Source organism: Flavobacterium circumlabens (assembly GCF_004345565.1).
Classification (GTDB): Bacteria; Bacteroidota; Bacteroidia; order Flavobacteriales; family Flavobacteriaceae; genus Flavobacterium; species Flavobacterium circumlabens.
The window spans coordinates 563,802-583,332 of record NZ_SLWA01000001.1; the positions used below are offsets into that span (position 1 = coordinate 563,802).

Here is a 19,531-nt window from a genome sequence, read left to right on the forward strand (position 1 = left end):
ATTTATTTATGATAAAAACGGTTTATTGAACTTCTGTTTCCTGCTGTAGTATAGCTCTCTGTCGATTCGCAATCGCAGATCCGGTTTCCCGAATAGGCAAAATACAAATAGACCCCAAAGCAAAACAGTCCTATCAGGGCTGCTGTTATATTATTTTTTATAAAATCGATTATATTTTTCATACTGTTTATTCGCTATACGGAGAGTAATGACTGTCTTCCCATCTTCTTTTCTCATAACTTAATCTGGCAAACCTGATAACGACAAGAATAACGATCATAAAAATAATAACCAGCCATACATTTCGGCTCGAGGGCTGATTCCAGACCACTTTAACTTTCATGACGTTATTACGGGTATCTTCCGGTGCTTTTTGTGAGGTAATCAAAAGGTGGTATTTGCCTTCTTTTATACCGCAGATATTAAACTCCTGGGTCTGGCCGCCCTCCGTCCAGCTTTCTCCGTCTTCATAGCCCGAATAATACTCGATATCTTTGTTGGCGTGAATTTCTTCACTCGTTTTTTCATCCACCAAAGCCACATCAACATTGGCCCACGAATTATCGACTTCTGTCGAAACCCATATGCTTAAGGGTGCGGAGCCTCCTTTTAGCTCAAAGGGCGCGCTTATTATTTCTTTAGTATTGTTACTGTCAAAGGCTATCTCCTTATAAAATACATTCTGTTCGGTCTGATCTTTATAAATATACCAGTTCGAACAGATGATTAACAAAGCGAAAAAACAAAAAACAATGGCCGTATTCGTAACGTCAAAATAAAAAGGCTGCACCACACTTACACCCGTCTTAAGTCTTAAAATACTATTCGGAAACGCTTTTTTAATTTCTCCTTTACTAATGTATTCTCCCAGATAAGTGGTCTGCACCTTATTCATCTTTTCAATAGAAATCATAAGCGGAGGCTGGATATACTCCACCATATGAATCCACGTATTGGGCACTTCAAAATCGAAAAAACCGGCTGCTGTTTCGATTGCAACATCACTGTATTCGTAGAGTTTAAACTCCTGCTCGTTATAATCTAATGCCTGAGGATGTTCCCTTACATCATACTCCTCTTCTATTTCTTTCAGAAAAATCCAATGCCCGTTGACTTCAGAAAGGTACACAAATTCATTCCTTTTATTGACCAGAATATATTCTTTCCAGAAATAATCCGGATATACTTTTTTGACGATCATACCCGTAACGGTATATTCCTCTCCTTTCAGGAATCCTTTATTCCCAATAGTAAAAGCAAAATTATCTACATCAGATTTAAACTTAGATCTTCGTCTCAGTTCACCGTCTTCGTGTGTCAGATACAAACTATGACACTTCGGGCAGACAAAGCTGACTACCTTAAAACCAACCTCTAATTCGGTAACAGTATTACAATCGTAACAAGGAACTTTCATATCTGCTTAACGATTAATTTCAAAATCTTTTATAATAGTCCCCTCAAAATAAGCCACATAATCGGCCATAACCTCTTTTACCTTTTGCGAATTGTCCTGCAGGTAATTGCACAAATAAACATCAAGCGTCAGCTGGCTGTATTCCGGCCAGGTATGGATGCAGATATGGGATTCTTTTAAACAGAATGAAATGGTAAAACTGTTGTTTTCAAAATTATGCACCACCACACCTACTTTCTCCAGAAAATAGCGCTCTAAAATGAGATTGGTAGCATCGACAAAGCCCTGACTATCGGTTAGTTTCTGAGGTTTATCGACATGTAAAGTAACCAGTTTATGCAATCCCGGCGAATAAGGAGGTAAATCCATTACAGTTATTTAGGTAACAAAAGGATCCAAATATAGAATAATTTATTTAATAATTTTAACATAAAAATAAGATTTAAAAAGCGTCATCGCTATACTGTTTTCAAATACAATTTTAATGTTTCTGAGGCGCTGTATTTCTGTAAAAAACAGTACTTTTGTATAAAATTGAAAAGCATATCTTACAAAATAAGCCTGTTTTTACTAAAATCTATATCTTAAAGAATTTTAATATCTTTGAATTATGAGCACAGCAACAAAACCAAATCACATAGGCCGAAAAATCAGCCGAATTCGTGAACTTAAAGACATGAAGCAGGAGGCACTGGCACAAGCTTTAGGTACCAACCAACAGGCCGTTTCGATTATCGAGAACAGTGCGACGATTGACGAAGAAAAGTTAATTGAAGTAGCAAAGGCTTTGGGTGTAAGTGTGGAAGCCATTAAAAACTTTTCTGAAGAAGGTGTTTTTAACTATTTTAATAATTTTTATGACAACGAAATTAATGGTAGTGTTGTAGCACCACAGTCTAATCATTGCAATTTTAATCCTTTAGACAAAGTTGTTGAACTCTACGAACGTTTGGTACAGGCTGAAAAAGACAAAAATGAATATTTGGAGAAATTATTAAAGGAGAAAATAAACCTTTTACAAAACATAAATAATGCTATATAGAGATCCTAATTCGGGTCTCTTTTTTTGTTTAAAAAACATGGATTTCCTTCTTAATTCTGACAGTTTGACATTGTATTTTTCATACGTCATTTCTCCGTCACGTTACCGTCACTCCTCCGTCACCGCTCCGTCACTCCTATACGTGAACTTTATTGTAGATTTTGGGTAGATTTGGTCTTTTTTTGTCATATTGTCAGGAAAATTAAAGATTTATAACCTACTAAAATTATTGTTTCTTCGTTACTTTTATGCTAGTGTGATCTCCTTCCCAATATACTGAATTGGATTATTTCTTTATTTTTCCTGACAAGTAACAAAATACCGCCCTTCTAAAATTCCTACTTTTTACTATAATCTATTTTATGTTATTATAATAGCCTAAATGTGGTTTTCCGTAAGGATCGTAAGAAAAAAAAAGATTATGTTTGCGCCATTTTTCTTTCATATCATAATTTAAATCTGGTAACCTCTTTATGGAAAATATGCTGATCCTTTTATTGTTTGGAACTTTTTATGTGTCTCAAGCACAAGACAAAATTAAGTTTTCCTATGATCCTGTAACTGGGAATCAAACAGTTCGCGAATTATGTTTAAACTGCCCGCCACCAGCCGGAAAGAATGTTAAGGAAATTGAAGCCATCAAAGAAGAGGATCTTCTTAAATTTTCATCCGAAGATGTTATTTCGTATTACCCTAATCCCGTTAAAGAAGAATTGTATTTAAAATGGGAACTGACGAATGAAAATTTTGTGCAATCCATACAAGTCTCCGGGATGAACGGGCAGATAGTAAAATCCTACGAGAACAAAAAGGGCAGTAATGAGCAAAATATTCCTTTCCAGAACTATTCTGTGGGCGTGTACATTGTTTCCCTGTTTTATAGCAACGGAGATCAGAAAACAATCAAAATCATTAAGCAATAAGAGATGAAACAATTTTACTTTTCCATTTTATTTTTAAGTTTTAGCTTTTATATTTCAGCTCAGACCACTTCTACAGAAGTAGGTACAACCGAAGGGCAATTAACCGTTTCTTTAACCGGTAATGCCAATTATACTATACCGATAGCCGTTCCTCCGGGTATAAATGGCGTAGAGCCGGAAATAGGTCTAAGTTATAACAGTCAAAAAGGATTAACAGGAACAGCGGCCAGCGGATGGGATATTTCGGGTGTTTCTTCTATTACCAGAATACCTTCTACAAAGTTGCACGATGGTACAATTGACGGGGTAGACTTTGATGCCCTGGATCGTTTTGCCTTAAATGGACAACGCCTTATAAGAAAAGACAGCACCGCTGCCTATGGTGGTAATGGGACAGTTTACGAAACAGAATATTATTCAAATGTAAGAGTAACCTCTTATGGTGTACATCCTAGCGGAGCTAATTATGGCCCAGAGTATTTTCTTGTTGAGTATCCGGATGGCAGTAAAGAATTATATGGTAATTCTGCAGATTCCAGATCTGTAGCAGAGTGGGCGATTACGTATTGGGAAAATGCCCAGGGGGTACGTATAAACTATAAATATTCAATATCCAGTAATTCACTGATTTTAGAATCTGTAAAATATGGTACACGCGGAATTGCGACTCCCATAAACGAAATACAATTTACTTATGAACCAAGGTATATCCCTGAAAATTACTATATCGCTGGTACAAATATAAAAAGGGATAAAAATTTAACGGGCATTAAAGTCATTGGAAATGGAGTTGGCTATCGAAATTATGCTTTAACATATCAATCATTTGGTAGAATAAAGGAAATTGTCGAAAAGAGCGGCGATAATACCAAAAGTTATAATCCTACCGTTTTCGAATATGAAGCAAAAGCACCAGGTGAGATTACCTATATTCCCATCAGCACCACAACAAGCGTAGGAAACATTAACAGCCTCAACGCTGCAACGGTCTCCGGAGATTTTGATGAGGACGGAAAAATGGATTTTTTATTATATCCGACTACAGGTCCTGATGCAAAGAAAAAATTCTGGCCCTTTATTAATATAGAATCAGGAGATGTAAATATAGGGGCGCCCTATAATAGCGGAGCCTTTGATGAGATTTTATCCAGTACGTTTTTAAGCAGCGGTGGTAAAGTTATGCCACAGGGATGGACTCTGGTGCAGGGAAATGTTTTTACTACCTATGCCAAAAGTGCCACTGGAATATATGCTCAATATCAGAAAACCTATACGTTTCCCCAGTTTACCTATTACTCTGAGAGCCCTTTAAGCTGTATTAAAGCGAATACGCCCCGTATAGCGACAACAGTATCGCTTCCTAAACGCTTCATCAGTGGTGATTTTAACGGTGACGGACTGACTGATATCGCCGCCATTGAATTAAATTATACCTATTCGTATCTGGGACCTTGCGATATCTATGGCGAACCTCTGCCTTCAACCTCTACGTATTTAGGTTATACGTATTTTGTAGATATGGACAGGCGTCTTGCTGCAAACTTTACCACCAGGGCCGGAAGATTAGGTGTTTCAATAAACAGCGTAACTTATGTAGCTGATTTTAACGGCGATGGAAAATCGGACATCTATGTTTTTGATTTAGGAAAAGTCAAAGTGTATTCCTTAAATGATAGTAAACAATTTGAATTGCTTACGCAGTTTACGGATACTGGCATTGATACTGCCAAACCCATTTTAATAGGAGATTATAACGGAGATGGAAAGTCGGATTTTATGATCCCAAAGGAATACGGAAATTATTGGTATAGCTATAATTCAACAGGAGCCGGACTTTTAAAAGAGGAAAATATGTACCCTTTTTGTTTGTAGCCAATGATTCCTATAATACCTACAATTATATTACTACAGATTTTAATAATGATGACAGGACAGACATTATTAGAATCACAAGTATAAGAGATCAGGCCGATACTTCAGGAGCAATTTCGCTGTTTTGTGCTATAAATGACAGAGGTGACTTTACAGATTATAAAATTGTAAATACGGGATATCAGCCTGATATCAATATTTATGCACTTCCTTTGTATTTACCACAAACTATAAAAAATCAGCAAAGCGGCGTTAATCAATTAAACAACACTTTAGAAATTGCATTTGTCAACCAAAATAAAATTCACTTTTTTGCTTCTGACAGTTATAATGTTAAAAAAAATAACCTGTTAAAAAAAATCACAACAGGAAATGGGGTTCAGGAAATGCTAACCTATATTCCTTTAGATTCAAAATATTCCGGACTTGCTTTTTACAACAAAATTTATACGCCTACGAATAACTATATAGCATCGTATCCCAATTTAGACATAAAAATTAACCCTAATTTATTTGTCGTGTCAAAAATTGAAATGAGAAGCAAAGACGTTTATAAAAAGAAATTGTTTTCGTATTATGGCGCTGTTTCAAATTTAAATGGTCTTGGATTTATGGGTTTCCGATCTGTAAACCAAACAGACTGGCACGATGATTCGACAGCACTTTTCTCTAATGTTGTTAGTAGTGATGTTGACCTGCTTAGAGGCGCTAATACTGAAAGTTTTAAAGTGCCTTATATGTATTACCCTTATGGTGGTGCAACTCCGTCCGATTTTGTTTCAAGATCGTTAACGACCTATGAAACAGCAGTAAATCCGGTACAGCCAAATAAAGTTTTCAAATTAAAAACTTTAAATGTAAAACAGTTTAGCACTATAAACAATAGCAATACCAATAGTGAGACTACTGATATACAATACGACGCCTATAATAATATAACTTCCTCTAAATCGTCTGTGAGTGAGGGAGGCACCCTTGCTAAAACAGTTACTACAACTACGGCTTATCAAACAGTTGCAGCTCCTTATATAGTAGGAAGACCTACAAGCAGCAGCAGCACCGTAGTGGCCGATGGGCATACTATGACCAGCAATGAGAGCTACACGTATGATGCAACGAGTCAATTGCTTTCAAATGTTGACAGAAGTGCCATAGGTACCTCTACCGTATCAGAGGGTACGCGTTACGATCTCAATGGTAACGTTATCCAAAAAACAATAACGTCTCAGGTTCCGGTACAATCAAGGTCTACTTTTTACGAATATGATCCTTCAGGAAGGTATGTCATAAAAATTACCGATAATGATAATTTAGTGTCAACCTTTGATTATTACTTTGAAAATGGGGCATTAAAAAAAGAAACTAACCCGTATGGTTCTTCTTCTTATACCATTGATTCGTGGTTTAAAAGACTAACGGCAAAAGATGACTGGCTAAACAAAACGACTTCATTTGCTTATACAAAAAATGCTGAAAAAACAATTGTTACCGCAACACCGGATGCTTTAGACGGCAGTGCTTCTGAAGAAATGTTTGACGATTTAGGACGAAAGATAAGATCCGGAAGTAAGGATATCAACGGAACGTTTTCTTATGTATCGTACTTATACGATATTTTTGACCGAAATTATAAGGTAAGTGAGCCGTACTTTGGTACTACACCATTGCAATGGAATGAAACTAAATTTGACATGTACAGCCAGCCCGTACAAAGTATTCTGTTTAATAACAGAACGGTATCGACAGCTTATTCAGGACTTACGACTACGACAACAGATGGTTCAAAAATCAAGAAATTTACAGCGGATGCAGCCGGTAATATTACCACAACTAATGAAACTTTAGGAGGTGATATTACGTATAAATACTTCGCCAATGGAAATTTGAAGCAAACCACTTACAATAATATAAGTATAGATATAGAGCAAGATGGCTGGGGACGAAAAACAAAACTAAAAGACCCATCGGCCGGAACGTTTACCTATGCATATAATGACTATGGGGAGCTCACCAAAGAAACCTCACAAAATGGCAATGTAGTAACGACCATAACCCGTGATACTAATGGGAAACCAACTAAAAAAACAATAAAAGGCGGCGGGACAGATAGTGAAACCAACTATACCTATAGTGGTATATTGCCCCTGACCATTGTTTACATTGATAATAATGAACCTGCAGGTACCAATAAAACTACAACTACTATAACGTATGACACTTTTAAAAGAGTAGAATCTATTGTGGAGGATAAGGAAAATGTGACCAAATTTACCAGATCTTTTACCTATGATGCTTTAGGGAGGGTGGCTACCGAAACTAAAACAGCATTAGTAGCAGGTTCTAATAAATCAAGTACTGTAACCACAAAAAATGTATATAAAAATGGAGATTTATATCAAATCCAGGATGCACTAAATAAAGTGCTTTGGCAAACCAATACCCTTAATGCCAATGGGCAGATAGTAGAAAATGTGATCGGTAATGGTATAAAAATGACCAATATCTATAATAATGATGATGGGTATTTATCAAAAATACAACATGATAAAACAACAGCCCCGACAGCTAATATTCTGACCCTTACGACTGCATTTGATAAGAATACGGATAATTTGGACAGCAGAATTAACAGTTCTTTTGCCAACTATACAGAATCTTTTAAATATGATGCAATCAACAGACTGCAAAAGTTTACCAATCTACAAGGGGTGGAGGAAACCCAGACCTATGATGCTTCGGGGAAAATAACCGGAAACAATCTGGGCGCCTATTCTTATGACCCGATTAAAAAATACCAAAATACGGCTATAACGCTTAATCCGGAAGCCACCGGCTATTATGCCAACAGAGAAGGTATTTTTAATGATGCCATGGAGAACAAAACAGGTTGGGGTACTGAAAAGTATCCTAATACAAACTTTTTCAGTTATGATGGTACAAAAGCCGGGCATGCAGTTGGAAAAAACACCTTAAAATTAGCCAATACAACGACGACAGAGCAATACGTTTTCTCGGATAAATGGATAGATATCAGCAATGCTGCGCCCACTCAATATACCTATTCGACCTGGTTTTACAGTGACAATCCGCAGGCAGAAATATTCCTGTACATGAAAGATGGGGCAAATACAGTAACGCAGGTAAATACGGTAAACAATACCAAAGGCGCATGGACACAAATCACGGGTACCTTTTTAGTCCCGGCAAATGTTAAAAAATTACGCCTGCGTTTAGACAACAACGGATTAGGAAATATCTGGTACGACGATGTTGAAATACGTAAAACGAGTGATCCTGCTTCAACTGTAAGGAGTTTAAATGTTACCTACAATGCTTTTAAAAGCCCCTTACAGATCGAAGAAACCAATGTCGATAAAATAAGTTTTACCTATAACGATGACAACCAGAGAAGCACCATGTATTACGGCGGCTTTGCCGACAAACTGCTTAGGCCTTTGCGCAAACATTATTCTGCCGATGGAACAATGGAAATCAAGGAAAACAAAGTAACGGGAACATCTGAATTTGTTACTTACATTGGCGGGGATGGCTACACGGCACCGATTGCAGTGAAGAGTGACGGAACAACACAAAATTATTTATATTTACACCGGGATTATCAGGGCAGTATTATGGCCATAACAGATGCCAATGCTACCGTAGTCGAAAAACGATTGTTTGATGCCTGGGGTACAATTATAAAAGTACAGGATGGCGCCGGCAATACGCTAAACGGATTAACCGTTCTGGACAGAGGGTATACGGGTCATGAGCATTTGCAGAGTGTGGGGCTGATTAACATGAATGCAAGGTTATATGACCCGCTGCTGCACCGATTTTTACAGGCAGACAATTATATACAGGATCCTACCAATACGCAAAATTACAACCAATATGGTTATGTGTTAAACAACCCATTGTTGTATACGGATCCTAGTGGTAATGCTTCCTGTGATATTTGTACAGGATCACCGGGAGTAAACACTGGAAGTGGTGGTTCAGCAACCAGTACCGATTTAGGAGAATTTGGACGTGATACGGGCATAACAAAGTGGGCAAGGAAAAACTTAAATTTTAATAGCTGGCGCAGAAGCAGGGATAGGTTTTTGGGGAGAAATAAAGGGAATGATAATCCTAATCCGGCACCGCAGCCTAATGTGAGTAAATACGTAAACGTAAAAACTACCGGAAGTGGACAATATTATGGTGGCGATGGCAGCGGCAGCCTTTTAGATTATTTTAGTAGATTTGTTTACGAAGTAGATCAATTTAATCCGATAGCGCTTGCCTGGGATGGAATAAAAGGAAATGTCAATGGCACGGACCGATATGGTAATGAGTTATCAGGATTTGATGCCAATATGAAAATTGTTACTGCAATTCCTATGACGAAAGTCGGTGGTGTTTTAGTAAATGTAGGGGAAAGAGCACTGCTTACAGAAGCTAAGACTTCAGTAAAAAGCATTTTAACAGGAGGTAAAACTTTTGAACAATACAAAATTGCTAGAGGTGGTACGGAAACACTAACAAAAATTTCAACTTCAACGGGAACACAAAGAATAAGTACAGAGTTTCATCATGTGTTTTTAACCCAAAGGTTTCAACGTGCATATGATATACCAATGTGGATGGTCAATAATAGAATAAATGTATGGAAAGTTAATACTATTCAACACTCACTTATTGATTCTTATCGCTATAACTTTTTGCGTGCTGGTATAAAACCGGAAGTTGGATGGTTTGCAAAATATAATTGGTTTACTAAATTTTAATTAATTAACTATGTTTGGAATATTTAAAAGAACAAAAATAAAGGATGAAGAAATTAAATTACTTCAAAATGTACTAGTGAAACTTCCATTTCCATATTCACATTTGATTAATCAAATAAATGATGGATTATTCAGAGGAGTATTAATAGATGCTAGTGATATCCCTGGATATGTTGCATTTACTTTTAATTCTAATGTTTTGAAAAAATACGATAGAGAAAATGAAAGGGATTTTAAACTTTGTAACATAAAAGTTTATGATAGAAAAACATTAAGTTATTTACCTTACGAAATTTATGTGTCAAGCGGTACAATCAATGGCTACTCATTAGGTGGAAATAAAAAATATGACATTGACACTAACAAAATTGACGTAACAGGTTTCAGGAAAACTTTTTTTGGAATTGTTGATTATCAAAAAATAGAAAATCTTCTTAGTGAAAAAGAAAAAATGATTTTAAACCCTTCAGAAGTTTATTCTGTTTTTATAAATAACAGGGAGTATTTTCATATTAAAGATCTGGAAGACGGCAATTTTATTGGGATTGACCTTAAAAAAAATATTTACAAAATAATACATAATCCTTCGAGTATTGAGATGATTGATGAAACAATTGAGAGTATCTTGTCCTAAAATAGGTTTTGCACAAAAGTGGATAAATATTCAAAAAAGGCAAAGTATACAGCCTTGACGTTCTTTATGATAAAGCAAGAAATTCAATATGGCATTTGTAATTATGTTAAAACAAAATAAGGATAATCATATGTATAGAAAAAATGATAAAAGAAGATTGTATTGGCTAATTGATGAATATATATTGGGAAAAATTAATGAGTCAACTTTTTGTGATGAATATTACTATTCGTATGATTTAGAAATTGACAATAGTACATTTACACACAATGAAAAATATATTTTCTCAGAGCTAAGTAAAGTTACAAGTAGGTTTTCTCAATATGAAGAAGATCATATTTTAGATTCTAAAGCTTTTTCAAGTATTGATGAACTAAGGCAAAAAGTCTTAGAAACTAGGGACAAATTAAAAGGTGAAAACTTATTTTAATTTCTCTAAATAAATCATTCTAATTGTGGCAATAGAGAAAACAATAAAAAAGAAGATTACTGAGGAATGGCTAAATGCTGTTCCTCAACTTTCAGCATTTGCACAAAACAAATTGTATAAAATAGTTGGTTGTTGTGTTTTAGGGATAGAATTAATAAAACTTCCACATTCTGAGGAATATAGACCACATTTTGTTGTATATCCATTATGGAAAAGTAATTTGAAAGAATGTTTAAATATCCCATCTATTTATTTTGCAATTGAAAATAATAAAGGGCTACAATTAGATATACCTTATTTAAGACACAGTATTTATTTCAACGAAGCAATTGAATGTCTAAAAAAACAAATAATCATCTCGTTGAATGAAAATGTTACATTGAAATCATTGTTTGAATTAGTAGATAATCGCTTTAATGACATGTTAGTAAAAACAAATTCAGCGCAGCAAGCAAAATTATTTGAATTGAAATTTTATATAGCTTTGTACACAGGTAATCAAGCTCAAGTTGAAAATATTTTAACTCAGATTCAACAGATAAGTATGAGTTGGAATATGCAGATGTTTGAAATTTGGTATGGAAAATTTGATTTGTGGTTTCAAAGTTTACAAGAAAAAGTAAATCATCGGGAAGAATTTTTAAGGCAGATAGAAACTAATAAGTTGGATAAGAAAATTGCAAAGCTGAAAAGTTCAGAAATAATATTGTAATCTGGTACGAGTAATAAGTTTACCATGGCATGGCATTCGTTGAGCAATAAAATCATGCTATTTAAGATATTCAAAATAAAATCTTCTGTGATCGATTAAAAGGATTTTTATATAATGCAACTATAAAATGGCAATAGACAAAACAATAAAAAAGAAGATTACTGAGGAATGGCTACTTGTTTTTCCTCAACTTTCAGCATTTGCACAAAATAAATTATATAAAATAGTTGGTTGTTGTATTTTAGGAATAGAATTGATAAAATCTCCATTTAAGGACAATTACAGCCCATATTTTGTAATATACCCACTTTGGAAAAAGGATGTAAAAGCATGTCTTGATTATCCCATTATTTTAAAGAATTTCAAAAACAAAAAAGGATTTGAATTTGATATACCCTATGAAAGACACGAGGTTTTTTTTAGTGACGTGATAGAAAGTGTGAAGAAACAAACTCCATTGCTTTTCGACAGAAATATTTCTTTAAAAGAAATACTATCAGTATTAGATGAATATGCTAAAACACCGCCATTGAGTGCCGCCCCAAACTCTTACCTGCAGGCTTTACTTCAGGAAATAAAATTCGAAATAGCTTTAATTACTGGAGTAAATGAAGCTCATAATATATTAGAAGAAATTAGTAAAAGAGCTTGGGACGTAAACCACTTTAGAGTATTTGGTGTAGAGGCAGATCAATGGCTTCAGGAATTACAGAAAACAATATCAAACAGGGAAGAACTTTTAAAGCGTATCGAGATAAATAAAGAAGACAAGAAAATTTCAAAGCTGAAAAGTTCAGAAATAATATTGTAAGAAACTCAGTGAGTAAACCATACTGCAATTTAACTTGAAAATAATATGTTTAATTTTTTTAAAAAGAAGAAAAAAAAATATCCGGTAACAAAAATTGAATTACACTTTTTTAAAAGTCTCATAACGATCTTACCTCGAAAGTATCATTATTTGCTACCCCAAATAAATGATGATTTTTTAATTGCTTTTAAAGAAAATGTATTAGGATTTAAGGATAGTTATACTTTTTTGCTCAATGCAAAATTAGAACCTACTTTTATAAACAAAAAATTACCCCATTTTTTTATTTTGCAAAATATTAAAATTTGGAACAAGCTATAAGAGGATTTCGTTTCGATTAATTTAAATATTTTGTCCGGTTATTTGGGAGGATTTAATGTTGAAAGTATAGAATTCTCTGATTTTGATTTTACTAAATTTGATATTTCAGAAATAAATGAAAAACACTTTGAAAATAAAGAGTTAAAAGATTTTTTAAAACAATCAAATTTTAACAGTAATGAGAAAGAAGAATTTGAGCAAAAGATCAATCACACTTATTCAATAAAGCTTCAGGATGGTATTTTCTTCTATATCGATAATATTGAGAATGGTGATGTTCTTGCAGTTGATATCGCGGGAAATTGCTATCTTTTAATACATGATCCGTACAAGGTGATAAAGATTTATAACAAAGAAGAATTTTTCTCCAAATTGAAAGCCAATTCCTTAGTGAAAGATACGATTGAGAAATATGATTACTATTCTCAAAATATTTAAACAATTATAAAACCAAAATTGTTGACTTCTTAATAATATGACAGAGAGCGTACACACAAAAAGAGAGGATGTTTTTTCAGTTAAGGTAAATACTTTTAGAGAGCTTACTAATTTTTGCTAAAATAAAAACAGCAGTATGTTTAATTTTTTTAAAAGAAAAGAAAAAATCCATTTAAAGGGATGGGAAAAAGAGTTATTTCAAAATATATTTAGGCTGCTTGGTACTGAATATTATAGTTTTGAAAAACAAATAGCAGAGGGGATAATTGAATCCGTAAGATTTGATAAAAATATTCCGGATTATATAAGCTTCAAATTAAATATTGCATTACTTAATAAATTTGAAAAGAAGAACGAACAAATATCAATCATCAAAGGAATTGAGGTATTTGACAAAACAACTAATCAATATAAAAGTCTTAGCATTGATCTGGGTTTTAATTTAATATTGGGATATTCAATTCACGATATTCTCAACTTTAATCCTGATCCAAACAAAATCAATGTTGCTTCGGCATACAGATCTTTTTACGAAAATAAAGATTTTGATAAAATTAAATCTCTGTTTACACAAGAGGAGGTAGATTTATTAAATGTTTCAGAGATATATGAAGTTCCGCTTGATGGGAAGACTTACTATCACCTAAAAGATCTGGAAGATGGCGATTTTTTAGGAATAGATATAAATAAAAATATTTTTAAAATAACTCATGATCCTTTTGGAATTACGATACAAAAAGACTCTTTAAAGTCTTTTTTTTAATAGCCTTGGTTATTTACAAGGGACGAATATGGTAAGAAATTAGGATTTAAATGATTAAAAAAGCATTGATATCAGGGAATATTTATAAAATTATAGATGAAAAAGAAGTGAGATATTTTCAATATTTCTATACTGATCCATTTTATTTAGGAGACAATTTAATTTGGGTTTTTAATCAAAATAAAGAAACCCATAATTTGAATGAAATTGTAGATTCCGGATACAGTTTTTGTTTTTATACCTTAATAGAATCCGGATTAAAAATGAAAAAATGGGCGTTGGTAGGTAATGTTCCAATATCTGAAGCACTAGAATTTTATTCTTCATTTCGTTGGAGAGATCTCGAGACAGGTATATGGTATAAGTTGCAATATGATCAAAAGAATTAGGAAATTCTTTAACAGATGAGCAATTAAAAATTCCCCCAGCTGGCGAGCGTCCCGCTCGTGAACGCAATCAAAATAAAAAGCCATTCCATATCGGAGTGGCTTTTGTCTTTATAGCAATGTTAAATGTACCTAAATGTTGATTTTACGCATTAACCAGATAAAAAAACCCATTCCATAAAAAAACCCTTGTGAATTAAACTTCACAAGGGTTTCTAATTTTGCAGAGAGGAAGGGATTCGAACCCTCGATACAGTTACCCATATACTAGCTTTCCAGGCTAGCTCCTTCAACCACTCGGACACCTCTCTATTTCGGTTTGCAAATAACACAAAAAAAAATGACTTACAAAAGTAAAATCCAATATTCTTTAGATGCTTTTTCGAAACTCTTCCATAAACAGTTTTACGGCCTTTTTCTGGTAACCGCCAATCGTCAGCATAAACGAATCTCTTTTGGTCGGAACTCCCGTAATCTGAATCGATTTGAGGTTATCCCAGCCTTTTAAGGCTTTTTCTGCCACTATCGTCGCCCAGTCACTGTTCTCTACCATTTGCAGCAAAGCGTGAATGGAATTTAACTCTATGGCGATTTTGGGTTTCATGTTGTGTTTTAGAAACAGTCCTTCTACAAATTCCCTGGAATTGGAGCCTTTTCCCGGTAAAATAAGCTGAATTTCTTCTATTTTCTTAAAGGCAATTTTATCTAGAACTGCCAAAGGATGTGATTTTGACACCGCCATGACCATATGCGAAGTAAACAAAGGTACTTTCTGGATCGGAAGCCCGATGTCGTGCGACGAAATCACAAGCACCAAATCCAATTCGTTGTTCATTAATTTTTGTTCCAGGGCTTCTGTTGTGCCATACTCGACTACAATTTTGAGGTTTTGATATCTTTTTGCAAAGGAATTGATCACCGGCAAAATCAAAAGTCCGAAAATATAGGTTACGCCTACCCGAAGTTCACCGCCAATCATTTCGTTTAAATCGTCAATGGCCTGCTTTCCGTTTTGTACCTTTTCGATGACCTGTTTGGCATGAATCAGAAAAACGGAGCCGGCTTCGGTAAGCTGTACTTTTTTCCCGATCCGGATAAACAAAGGCATTCCGAGTTCTTCTTCGAGTTTTTTGATCTGTTGCGATAATCCGGATTGTGTGACAAAACACAGCTCGGCGGCTTTTGTAAAATGAAGTACCTCAGCCGTCTTAATAAAATACTGTAGTTGATAGATTTCCATATCGATAAGTTTTACTACTTATTATCAGTAAAATTATTAATTTTTCTAATGAAATCATAATCCCGAACTTTGTAAAAAAATAGCAAGGATTATGTTTAAGGCGTTAAAATCAAAAAACTTCAAATTATTCTTTTACGGTCAGTCGGTTTCGGTTATTGGTACATGGATGCAGAAAACTGCGGTCAGCTGGATGGTTTACAGCATCACCGGATCTGTTTTCTTACTGGGGCTGGCTACTTTTCTGAGTATGATTCCTTCCTTATTTTTAGCGCCTGTGGCCGGAAGTATTATTGGCCGTTACGACAGACACCGCTCTATGATGATTTTACAATCGCTGGCCATGCTTCAGGCGGGTGCACTGGCTTTGCTTATTTATCTGAAAATATACAACATCAACTTTATACTGGCGCTCAGCCTTATTCAGGGCATTATCAATGCTTTTGACATGACCTGCCGACAAACCATGATGATTGATATTGTCAATAACAAAGAGGATTTACCCAATGCGGTAGCTCTTAATTCAACGCTGAACAACTTCGCCCGAATTGCCGGTCCAGCCCTGGCCGGAATTATTCTGCACCAGTATGGTGAAGACATTTGTTTTATTGGAAATTTCATTAGTTATATTCCGGTTCTGATTTCATTGCTATTGATGAAAATCACACCGCATATCAAGGCAGAGCACAAGCTTAAAATGCTGGACGATCTGATAGAAGGCCTTGACTATGTTAAAAAAGAAACGGAAATGGCCCGAATGCTGCTGATGTTAATGTGCAGTAGTTTATTTGTCATTTCTTTCAATACGCTTATGCCTGTTTTTGCCAAAGATATCTTTAGTGGAAATGCCCAAACTTTTAGCTGGTTCGAAAGTTCCGCAGGGATTGGTTCTGTGCTCTCCGCAATTTATCTTGCCAACCTCAAATCATCCAAAAACATGAATAAAATAATGATTGCTTCGAGTTTATTGCTGGGCTTCAGCATTATTATACTGGCGGTTTCTAACAGTCTGACCATTGCGCTTATTTGCATGACGCTGAGCGGTCTCGGAATGATGGGACAAACTTCATCGATCAATATTTATATTCAGACGCAAAGTGCTATCAATATGCGATCCAGAAGTATTAGTTACTACCTCATGGCGTATCAGGGCATGATTCCTGTGGGAAGCTTGATTATTGGGTATCTTTCTCACTCCCTTGGTGTACGAACTACGGTGGCAATTCAGGGTATCATCTGTCTTCTTTCGGTGATTGTTTATGTGTATTATAAAAATCACAAGGCTGTTGAAGAGGATTTAGAAACTTGTACGGTACCTTATAAGGATTGATAAATTCCAATTCTTTTAGCTATCTAAATAAATTCCAAATTCCAATTATTCGCAAACTTTCATTTTGAAACCTGATTGATAACAAACAGATGAGGTAAATCTCCGCAACCATATCCATTTCCGAAGATGCAAAACGGTGTAGCGATTCTAACGAAGATTTCTCGTTCCTCGAAATGACAAACTTTGAGTGATCAGTTTTGGAATTTGGAATTTAAAATATTGTTTTTTTATAATGAAATCTCCCCGCGTAAAGAAGTTTCAAAAACGGTTTTGAAGTTTTTCGCTTCTATTGGATGACCTAACAAATACATCAGTTTTGTAATGGCCGCTTCGGTTGTGATGTCTTTACCTGAAATTACCCCTAATTCTTTAAGTGCTGTACTGGTCTCGTATTGTCCCATATTGACGCTTCCGCCGGAACATTGCGTCACATTTACGATGTGCAGACCGGATTGAATTGCTTTTTGAATCAGGTTTAAAAACCATTCTTCGGTCGGGGCATTTCCGGAACCGTAGGTTTCCAGAACAATTCCTTTTAAGTTGGGTGTTGACAGGATCGATCCCAAAACAATTTCGCTCATTCCCGGAAACATTTTTACAATGGCCACATGATTGTCCAGATTTTTGTGCACCAATAATTTCGCATCGGTTTTTACGGGAAGGAATAAATGGGAATTTAATTTAAGGTGAACGCCTGATTCTACCAATTCAGGATAATTGGGTGCCGTAAAAGCCCTGAAATGTTCTGCATTTACCTTAGAAGTGCGGTTTCCGCGGTATAATTTGTATTCAAAATACAAACAAACTTCATGGATTACCGGTTTATTATTCTCCTGCAAGGAAGCAATCTGAATGGCTGTAATCAGGTTTTCTTTAGCGTCGGTACGCAAATCCCCTATTGGCAGTTGCGATCCTGTAAAGATTACAGGTTTAGTTAAATTCTCGAGCATAAAGCTCAGTGCTGAAGCAGAATAAGACATGGTATCTGAGCCGTGCAACACTACAAAACCGTCAAAAGCGATATAATTTTCCTCGATAATTGTGGCCATTTTTGCCCACATCTCCGGATTCATGTTCGAAGAATCGATTGGGTTTTCAAATGAAACCGTTTCGATTTCGCAATCCAGTTGTTTTAACTCGGGAATTTTTTGCAATAATTTACTAAAATTGAAGGCTTTGAGCGCTCCTGTCTCAAAATCCTTGCTCATACCGATAGTTCCTCCGGTATAAATTAAAAGTATTTTAGCCTTAAATGACATCCTGATATTTTAATTTATTGACCACCGGATTCGCATACATGGATAAAAATCCTTGTCTGGTCACGGGATTATCACTTCCGATTCGCATTTCTAAACGACGCTCAAAAAGCGACTTTTCATTTTCTTTGTATAAATGTGCAAACTTATTGGTTCCGTTTAAGATATCGTAGGCGATAAAATTAGTCGGCCATAATTGGTAATTTTTCAAAATAGAATCATCAATTACCTGCGCCAAAGCCTGAATTTGTTTGTTGGCATTGTCATTCTCTGCTACAATCTGATCAATTTCCGTGTTTAGAACATCACCGACAGAAATATGTATTCTTTTTTTAGTTCCCATAATACCACTTAAAATGGTCATGAAATCTTCGTTTTTTTCTTTGATATAAACTTCGTTGTTTGCTTCTGCCATTAATTGTGGCATTTTCAGCACATCGGTTGGGTCGTACTCGTATGAAATAGAAACCGGAACGATTTTTATTTTCCTGAAATAATCCATCAGATTGGCTTCATCAGAACCCATTCCGATCATTTTCAGCACGCCGGGATTTGTTTCGTCATTTCCGTCTTTGGTGCGGCCTTCTCTTTGGGCAATCCAAACCGAACGATTTTCACGAAGCAATAGCTGCCCCATATATTCTGCTAATAATTTAGAACTATGCAGCATTTCCCTTGGTGTTAAACCTCTCAAAACCAAAAAGTTCCTATTCAGTTTTGCTAAGGTGCTTAAGAATGCTTTTTTAACCAGATTATCTCCAATTGCAGATGCTGTCATTACCAGGCCATGTTCGAATAAACAAACATTTAGCAGGGTAGTATCTAATAAAATATCACGGTGATTGGATACAAATAAGTAAGAAGTATTTTTTTCCAGTTTATCAAAACCTGAAGTGGTAAGTCCTTCAGAGCTTCTCTCCAGCACTTTTTGAATGGTATGATAAATAAAATTACATTGAAAATCACGAATCGAATGTGTTTTCTTAAGCTGATCTTTCCAAGCATCATCTTCTAATTCCGGAAAAGTAAAATTCATCATGGCTTTCATCATCGGATGATTGACAACATCATGAAGTGCTTCATTTATTTCTGAATCATAAAACGGTCGAATGGCATCAAATCTCTGCATTACATTTCTATTTTAGTGGGGCAAAAGAACAAAAAAAAAATTAAAGTATTGTAAGTTG

18 protein-coding genes and 1 tRNA gene are annotated in these 19,531 nt (G+C 35.1%); 12 read left to right on the forward strand and 7 right to left on the reverse strand.

All coding sequences use genetic code 11. The features are described from left to right. Nucleotides 1-2 precede the first annotated feature (2 nt). Genes EV142_RS02390 through EV142_RS02400 form a run of 3 tightly spaced genes read right to left on the reverse strand, consistent with a single transcriptional unit; the run spans nt 3 to nt 1,786 of the window. Entirely contained in the window at nt 3-182 is a 180-nt protein-coding gene (locus tag EV142_RS02390) for a hypothetical protein (protein ID WP_238698643.1), read from the reverse strand. A 5-nt stretch (nt 183-187) separates the two neighbouring features. Next, nucleotides 188-1,417, reverse strand: a complete 1,230-nt coding sequence (locus tag EV142_RS02395; protein ID WP_132032339.1) for a DUF4178 domain-containing protein — start codon at nt 1,415-1,417, stop codon at nt 188-190. 6 nt (nt 1,418-1,423) lie between these two features. Continuing rightward, nucleotides 1,424-1,786, reverse strand: a complete 363-nt coding sequence (locus EV142_RS02400; protein ID WP_132032341.1) for an S-adenosylmethionine decarboxylase family protein — start codon at nt 1,784-1,786, stop codon at nt 1,424-1,426. Between the two features lie 241 nt (nt 1,787-2,027). Between EV142_RS02400 and EV142_RS02405 the strand changes: the two genes are divergently transcribed. The 11 genes from EV142_RS02405 (at nt 2,028) to EV142_RS02455 (ending at nt 14,524) form a co-directional block, all read left to right on the forward strand. Then, nucleotides 2,028-2,459, forward strand: coding sequence for a helix-turn-helix domain-containing protein (locus EV142_RS02405; protein ID WP_132032343.1), 432 nt, complete (start codon nt 2,028-2,030; stop codon nt 2,457-2,459). A gap of 473 nt (nt 2,460-2,932) precedes the next feature. Further along, complete coding sequence (locus tag EV142_RS02410) at nt 2,933-3,382, forward strand: T9SS type A sorting domain-containing protein (protein WP_132032344.1); 450 nt, start codon at nt 2,933-2,935, stop codon at nt 3,380-3,382. Nucleotides 3,383-3,385: 3 nt separating this feature from the next. Then, the gene (locus EV142_RS02415) at nt 3,386-5,254 is read left to right on the forward strand and encodes an FG-GAP-like repeat-containing protein (RefSeq protein ID WP_132032346.1); all 1,869 of its coding nucleotides are present in this window, start codon (nt 3,386-3,388) and stop codon (nt 5,252-5,254) included. Continuing rightward, the gene (locus EV142_RS02420) at nt 5,245-10,026 is read left to right on the forward strand and encodes an RHS repeat domain-containing protein (RefSeq protein WP_132032348.1); all 4,782 of its coding nucleotides are present in this window, start codon (nt 5,245-5,247) and stop codon (nt 10,024-10,026) included. The genes EV142_RS02415 and EV142_RS02420 overlap by 10 nt, the downstream gene beginning before the upstream one ends. Before the next feature lie 10 nt (nt 10,027-10,036). Beyond that, nucleotides 10,037-10,660, forward strand: a complete 624-nt coding sequence (locus EV142_RS02425) for a hypothetical protein (RefSeq protein WP_132032350.1) — start codon at nt 10,037-10,039, stop codon at nt 10,658-10,660. Between the two features lie 88 nt (nt 10,661-10,748). After that, entirely contained in the window at nt 10,749-11,090 is a 342-nt protein-coding gene (locus EV142_RS02430; RefSeq protein WP_132032352.1) for a magnesium and cobalt transport protein CorA, read from the forward strand. A 25-nt stretch (nt 11,091-11,115) separates the two neighbouring features. Beyond that, complete coding sequence (locus tag EV142_RS02435) at nt 11,116-11,802, forward strand: hypothetical protein (protein WP_132032354.1); 687 nt, start codon at nt 11,116-11,118, stop codon at nt 11,800-11,802. Nucleotides 11,803-11,929: 127 nt separating this feature from the next. Next, a complete protein-coding gene (locus EV142_RS02440; protein ID WP_132032356.1) occupies nt 11,930-12,613 on the forward strand; it encodes a hypothetical protein in 684 nt (227 codons plus the stop codon). Between the two features lie 351 nt (nt 12,614-12,964). Continuing rightward, nucleotides 12,965-13,372, forward strand: coding sequence for a hypothetical protein (locus EV142_RS02445; protein WP_132032358.1), 408 nt, complete (start codon nt 12,965-12,967; stop codon nt 13,370-13,372). Between the two features lie 136 nt (nt 13,373-13,508). Continuing rightward, nucleotides 13,509-14,135, forward strand: coding sequence for a hypothetical protein (locus EV142_RS02450; protein WP_132032360.1), 627 nt, complete (start codon nt 13,509-13,511; stop codon nt 14,133-14,135). 50 nt (nt 14,136-14,185) lie between these two features. Further along, nucleotides 14,186-14,524: a hypothetical protein gene (locus tag EV142_RS02455; protein ID WP_132032362.1), complete on the forward strand. Its 339-nt coding sequence runs from the start codon at nt 14,186-14,188 to the stop codon at nt 14,522-14,524. 221 nt (nt 14,525-14,745) lie between these two features. Here EV142_RS02455 and EV142_RS02460 read toward each other — a convergent pair. Then, nucleotides 14,746-14,832 (reverse strand) — tRNA-Ser (locus tag EV142_RS02460). A 59-nt stretch (nt 14,833-14,891) separates the two neighbouring features. Beyond that, nucleotides 14,892-15,761, reverse strand: a complete 870-nt coding sequence (locus EV142_RS02465; protein WP_132032364.1) for a LysR substrate-binding domain-containing protein — start codon at nt 15,759-15,761, stop codon at nt 14,892-14,894. Between the two features lie 91 nt (nt 15,762-15,852). Here EV142_RS02465 and EV142_RS02470 point away from each other — a divergent pair, with 91 nt between their 5' ends. Next, nucleotides 15,853-17,088: an MFS transporter gene (locus tag EV142_RS02470; protein WP_132032366.1), complete on the forward strand. Its 1,236-nt coding sequence runs from the start codon at nt 15,853-15,855 to the stop codon at nt 17,086-17,088. 227 nt (nt 17,089-17,315) lie between these two features. Here EV142_RS02470 and EV142_RS02475 read toward each other — a convergent pair whose 3' ends face one another. Further along, nucleotides 17,316-18,347, reverse strand: a complete 1,032-nt coding sequence (locus tag EV142_RS02475) for an asparaginase (protein ID WP_132032368.1) — start codon at nt 18,345-18,347, stop codon at nt 17,316-17,318. Beyond that, nucleotides 18,337-19,473, reverse strand: a complete 1,137-nt coding sequence (locus EV142_RS02480) for a 1-acyl-sn-glycerol-3-phosphate acyltransferase (RefSeq protein WP_132032370.1) — start codon at nt 19,471-19,473, stop codon at nt 18,337-18,339. Before EV142_RS02480 ends, EV142_RS02475 begins: the two co-directional genes overlap by 11 nt. Between the last annotated feature and the right edge of the window lie 58 nt (nt 19,474-19,531).

What these genes read in the sequence shown, in the direction of transcription:
- EV142_RS02390 (WP_238698643.1), bottom strand. Translation starts at nt 182, where the DNA reads ATGAAAAATATAATCGATTTTATAAAAAATAATATAACAGCAGCCCTG.
- EV142_RS02395 (WP_132032339.1), bottom strand. Translation starts at nt 1,417, where the DNA reads ATGAAAGTTCCTTGTTACGATTGTAATACTGTTACCGAATTAGAGGTT.
- EV142_RS02400 (WP_132032341.1), bottom strand. Translation starts at nt 1,786, where the DNA reads ATGGATTTACCTCCTTATTCGCCGGGATTGCATAAACTGGTTACTTTA.
- EV142_RS02405 (WP_132032343.1), top strand. Translation starts at nt 2,028, where the DNA reads ATGAGCACAGCAACAAAACCAAATCACATAGGCCGAAAAATCAGCCGA.
- EV142_RS02410 (WP_132032344.1), top strand. Translation starts at nt 2,933, where the DNA reads ATGGAAAATATGCTGATCCTTTTATTGTTTGGAACTTTTTATGTGTCT.
- EV142_RS02415 (WP_132032346.1), top strand. Translation starts at nt 3,386, where the DNA reads ATGAAACAATTTTACTTTTCCATTTTATTTTTAAGTTTTAGCTTTTAT.
- EV142_RS02425 (WP_132032350.1), top strand. Translation starts at nt 10,037, where the DNA reads ATGTTTGGAATATTTAAAAGAACAAAAATAAAGGATGAAGAAATTAAA.
- EV142_RS02430 (WP_132032352.1), top strand. Translation starts at nt 10,749, where the DNA reads ATGGCATTTGTAATTATGTTAAAACAAAATAAGGATAATCATATGTAT.
- EV142_RS02440 (WP_132032356.1), top strand. Translation starts at nt 11,930, where the DNA reads ATGGCAATAGACAAAACAATAAAAAAGAAGATTACTGAGGAATGGCTA.
- EV142_RS02450 (WP_132032360.1), top strand. Translation starts at nt 13,509, where the DNA reads ATGTTTAATTTTTTTAAAAGAAAAGAAAAAATCCATTTAAAGGGATGG.
- EV142_RS02455 (WP_132032362.1), top strand. Translation starts at nt 14,186, where the DNA reads ATGATTAAAAAAGCATTGATATCAGGGAATATTTATAAAATTATAGAT.
- EV142_RS02465 (WP_132032364.1), bottom strand. Translation starts at nt 15,761, where the DNA reads ATGGAAATCTATCAACTACAGTATTTTATTAAGACGGCTGAGGTACTT.
- EV142_RS02470 (WP_132032366.1), top strand. Translation starts at nt 15,853, where the DNA reads ATGTTTAAGGCGTTAAAATCAAAAAACTTCAAATTATTCTTTTACGGT.
- EV142_RS02475 (WP_132032368.1), bottom strand. Translation starts at nt 18,347, where the DNA reads ATGTCATTTAAGGCTAAAATACTTTTAATTTATACCGGAGGAACTATC.
- EV142_RS02480 (WP_132032370.1), bottom strand. Translation starts at nt 19,473, where the DNA reads ATGCAGAGATTTGATGCCATTCGACCGTTTTATGATTCAGAAATAAAT.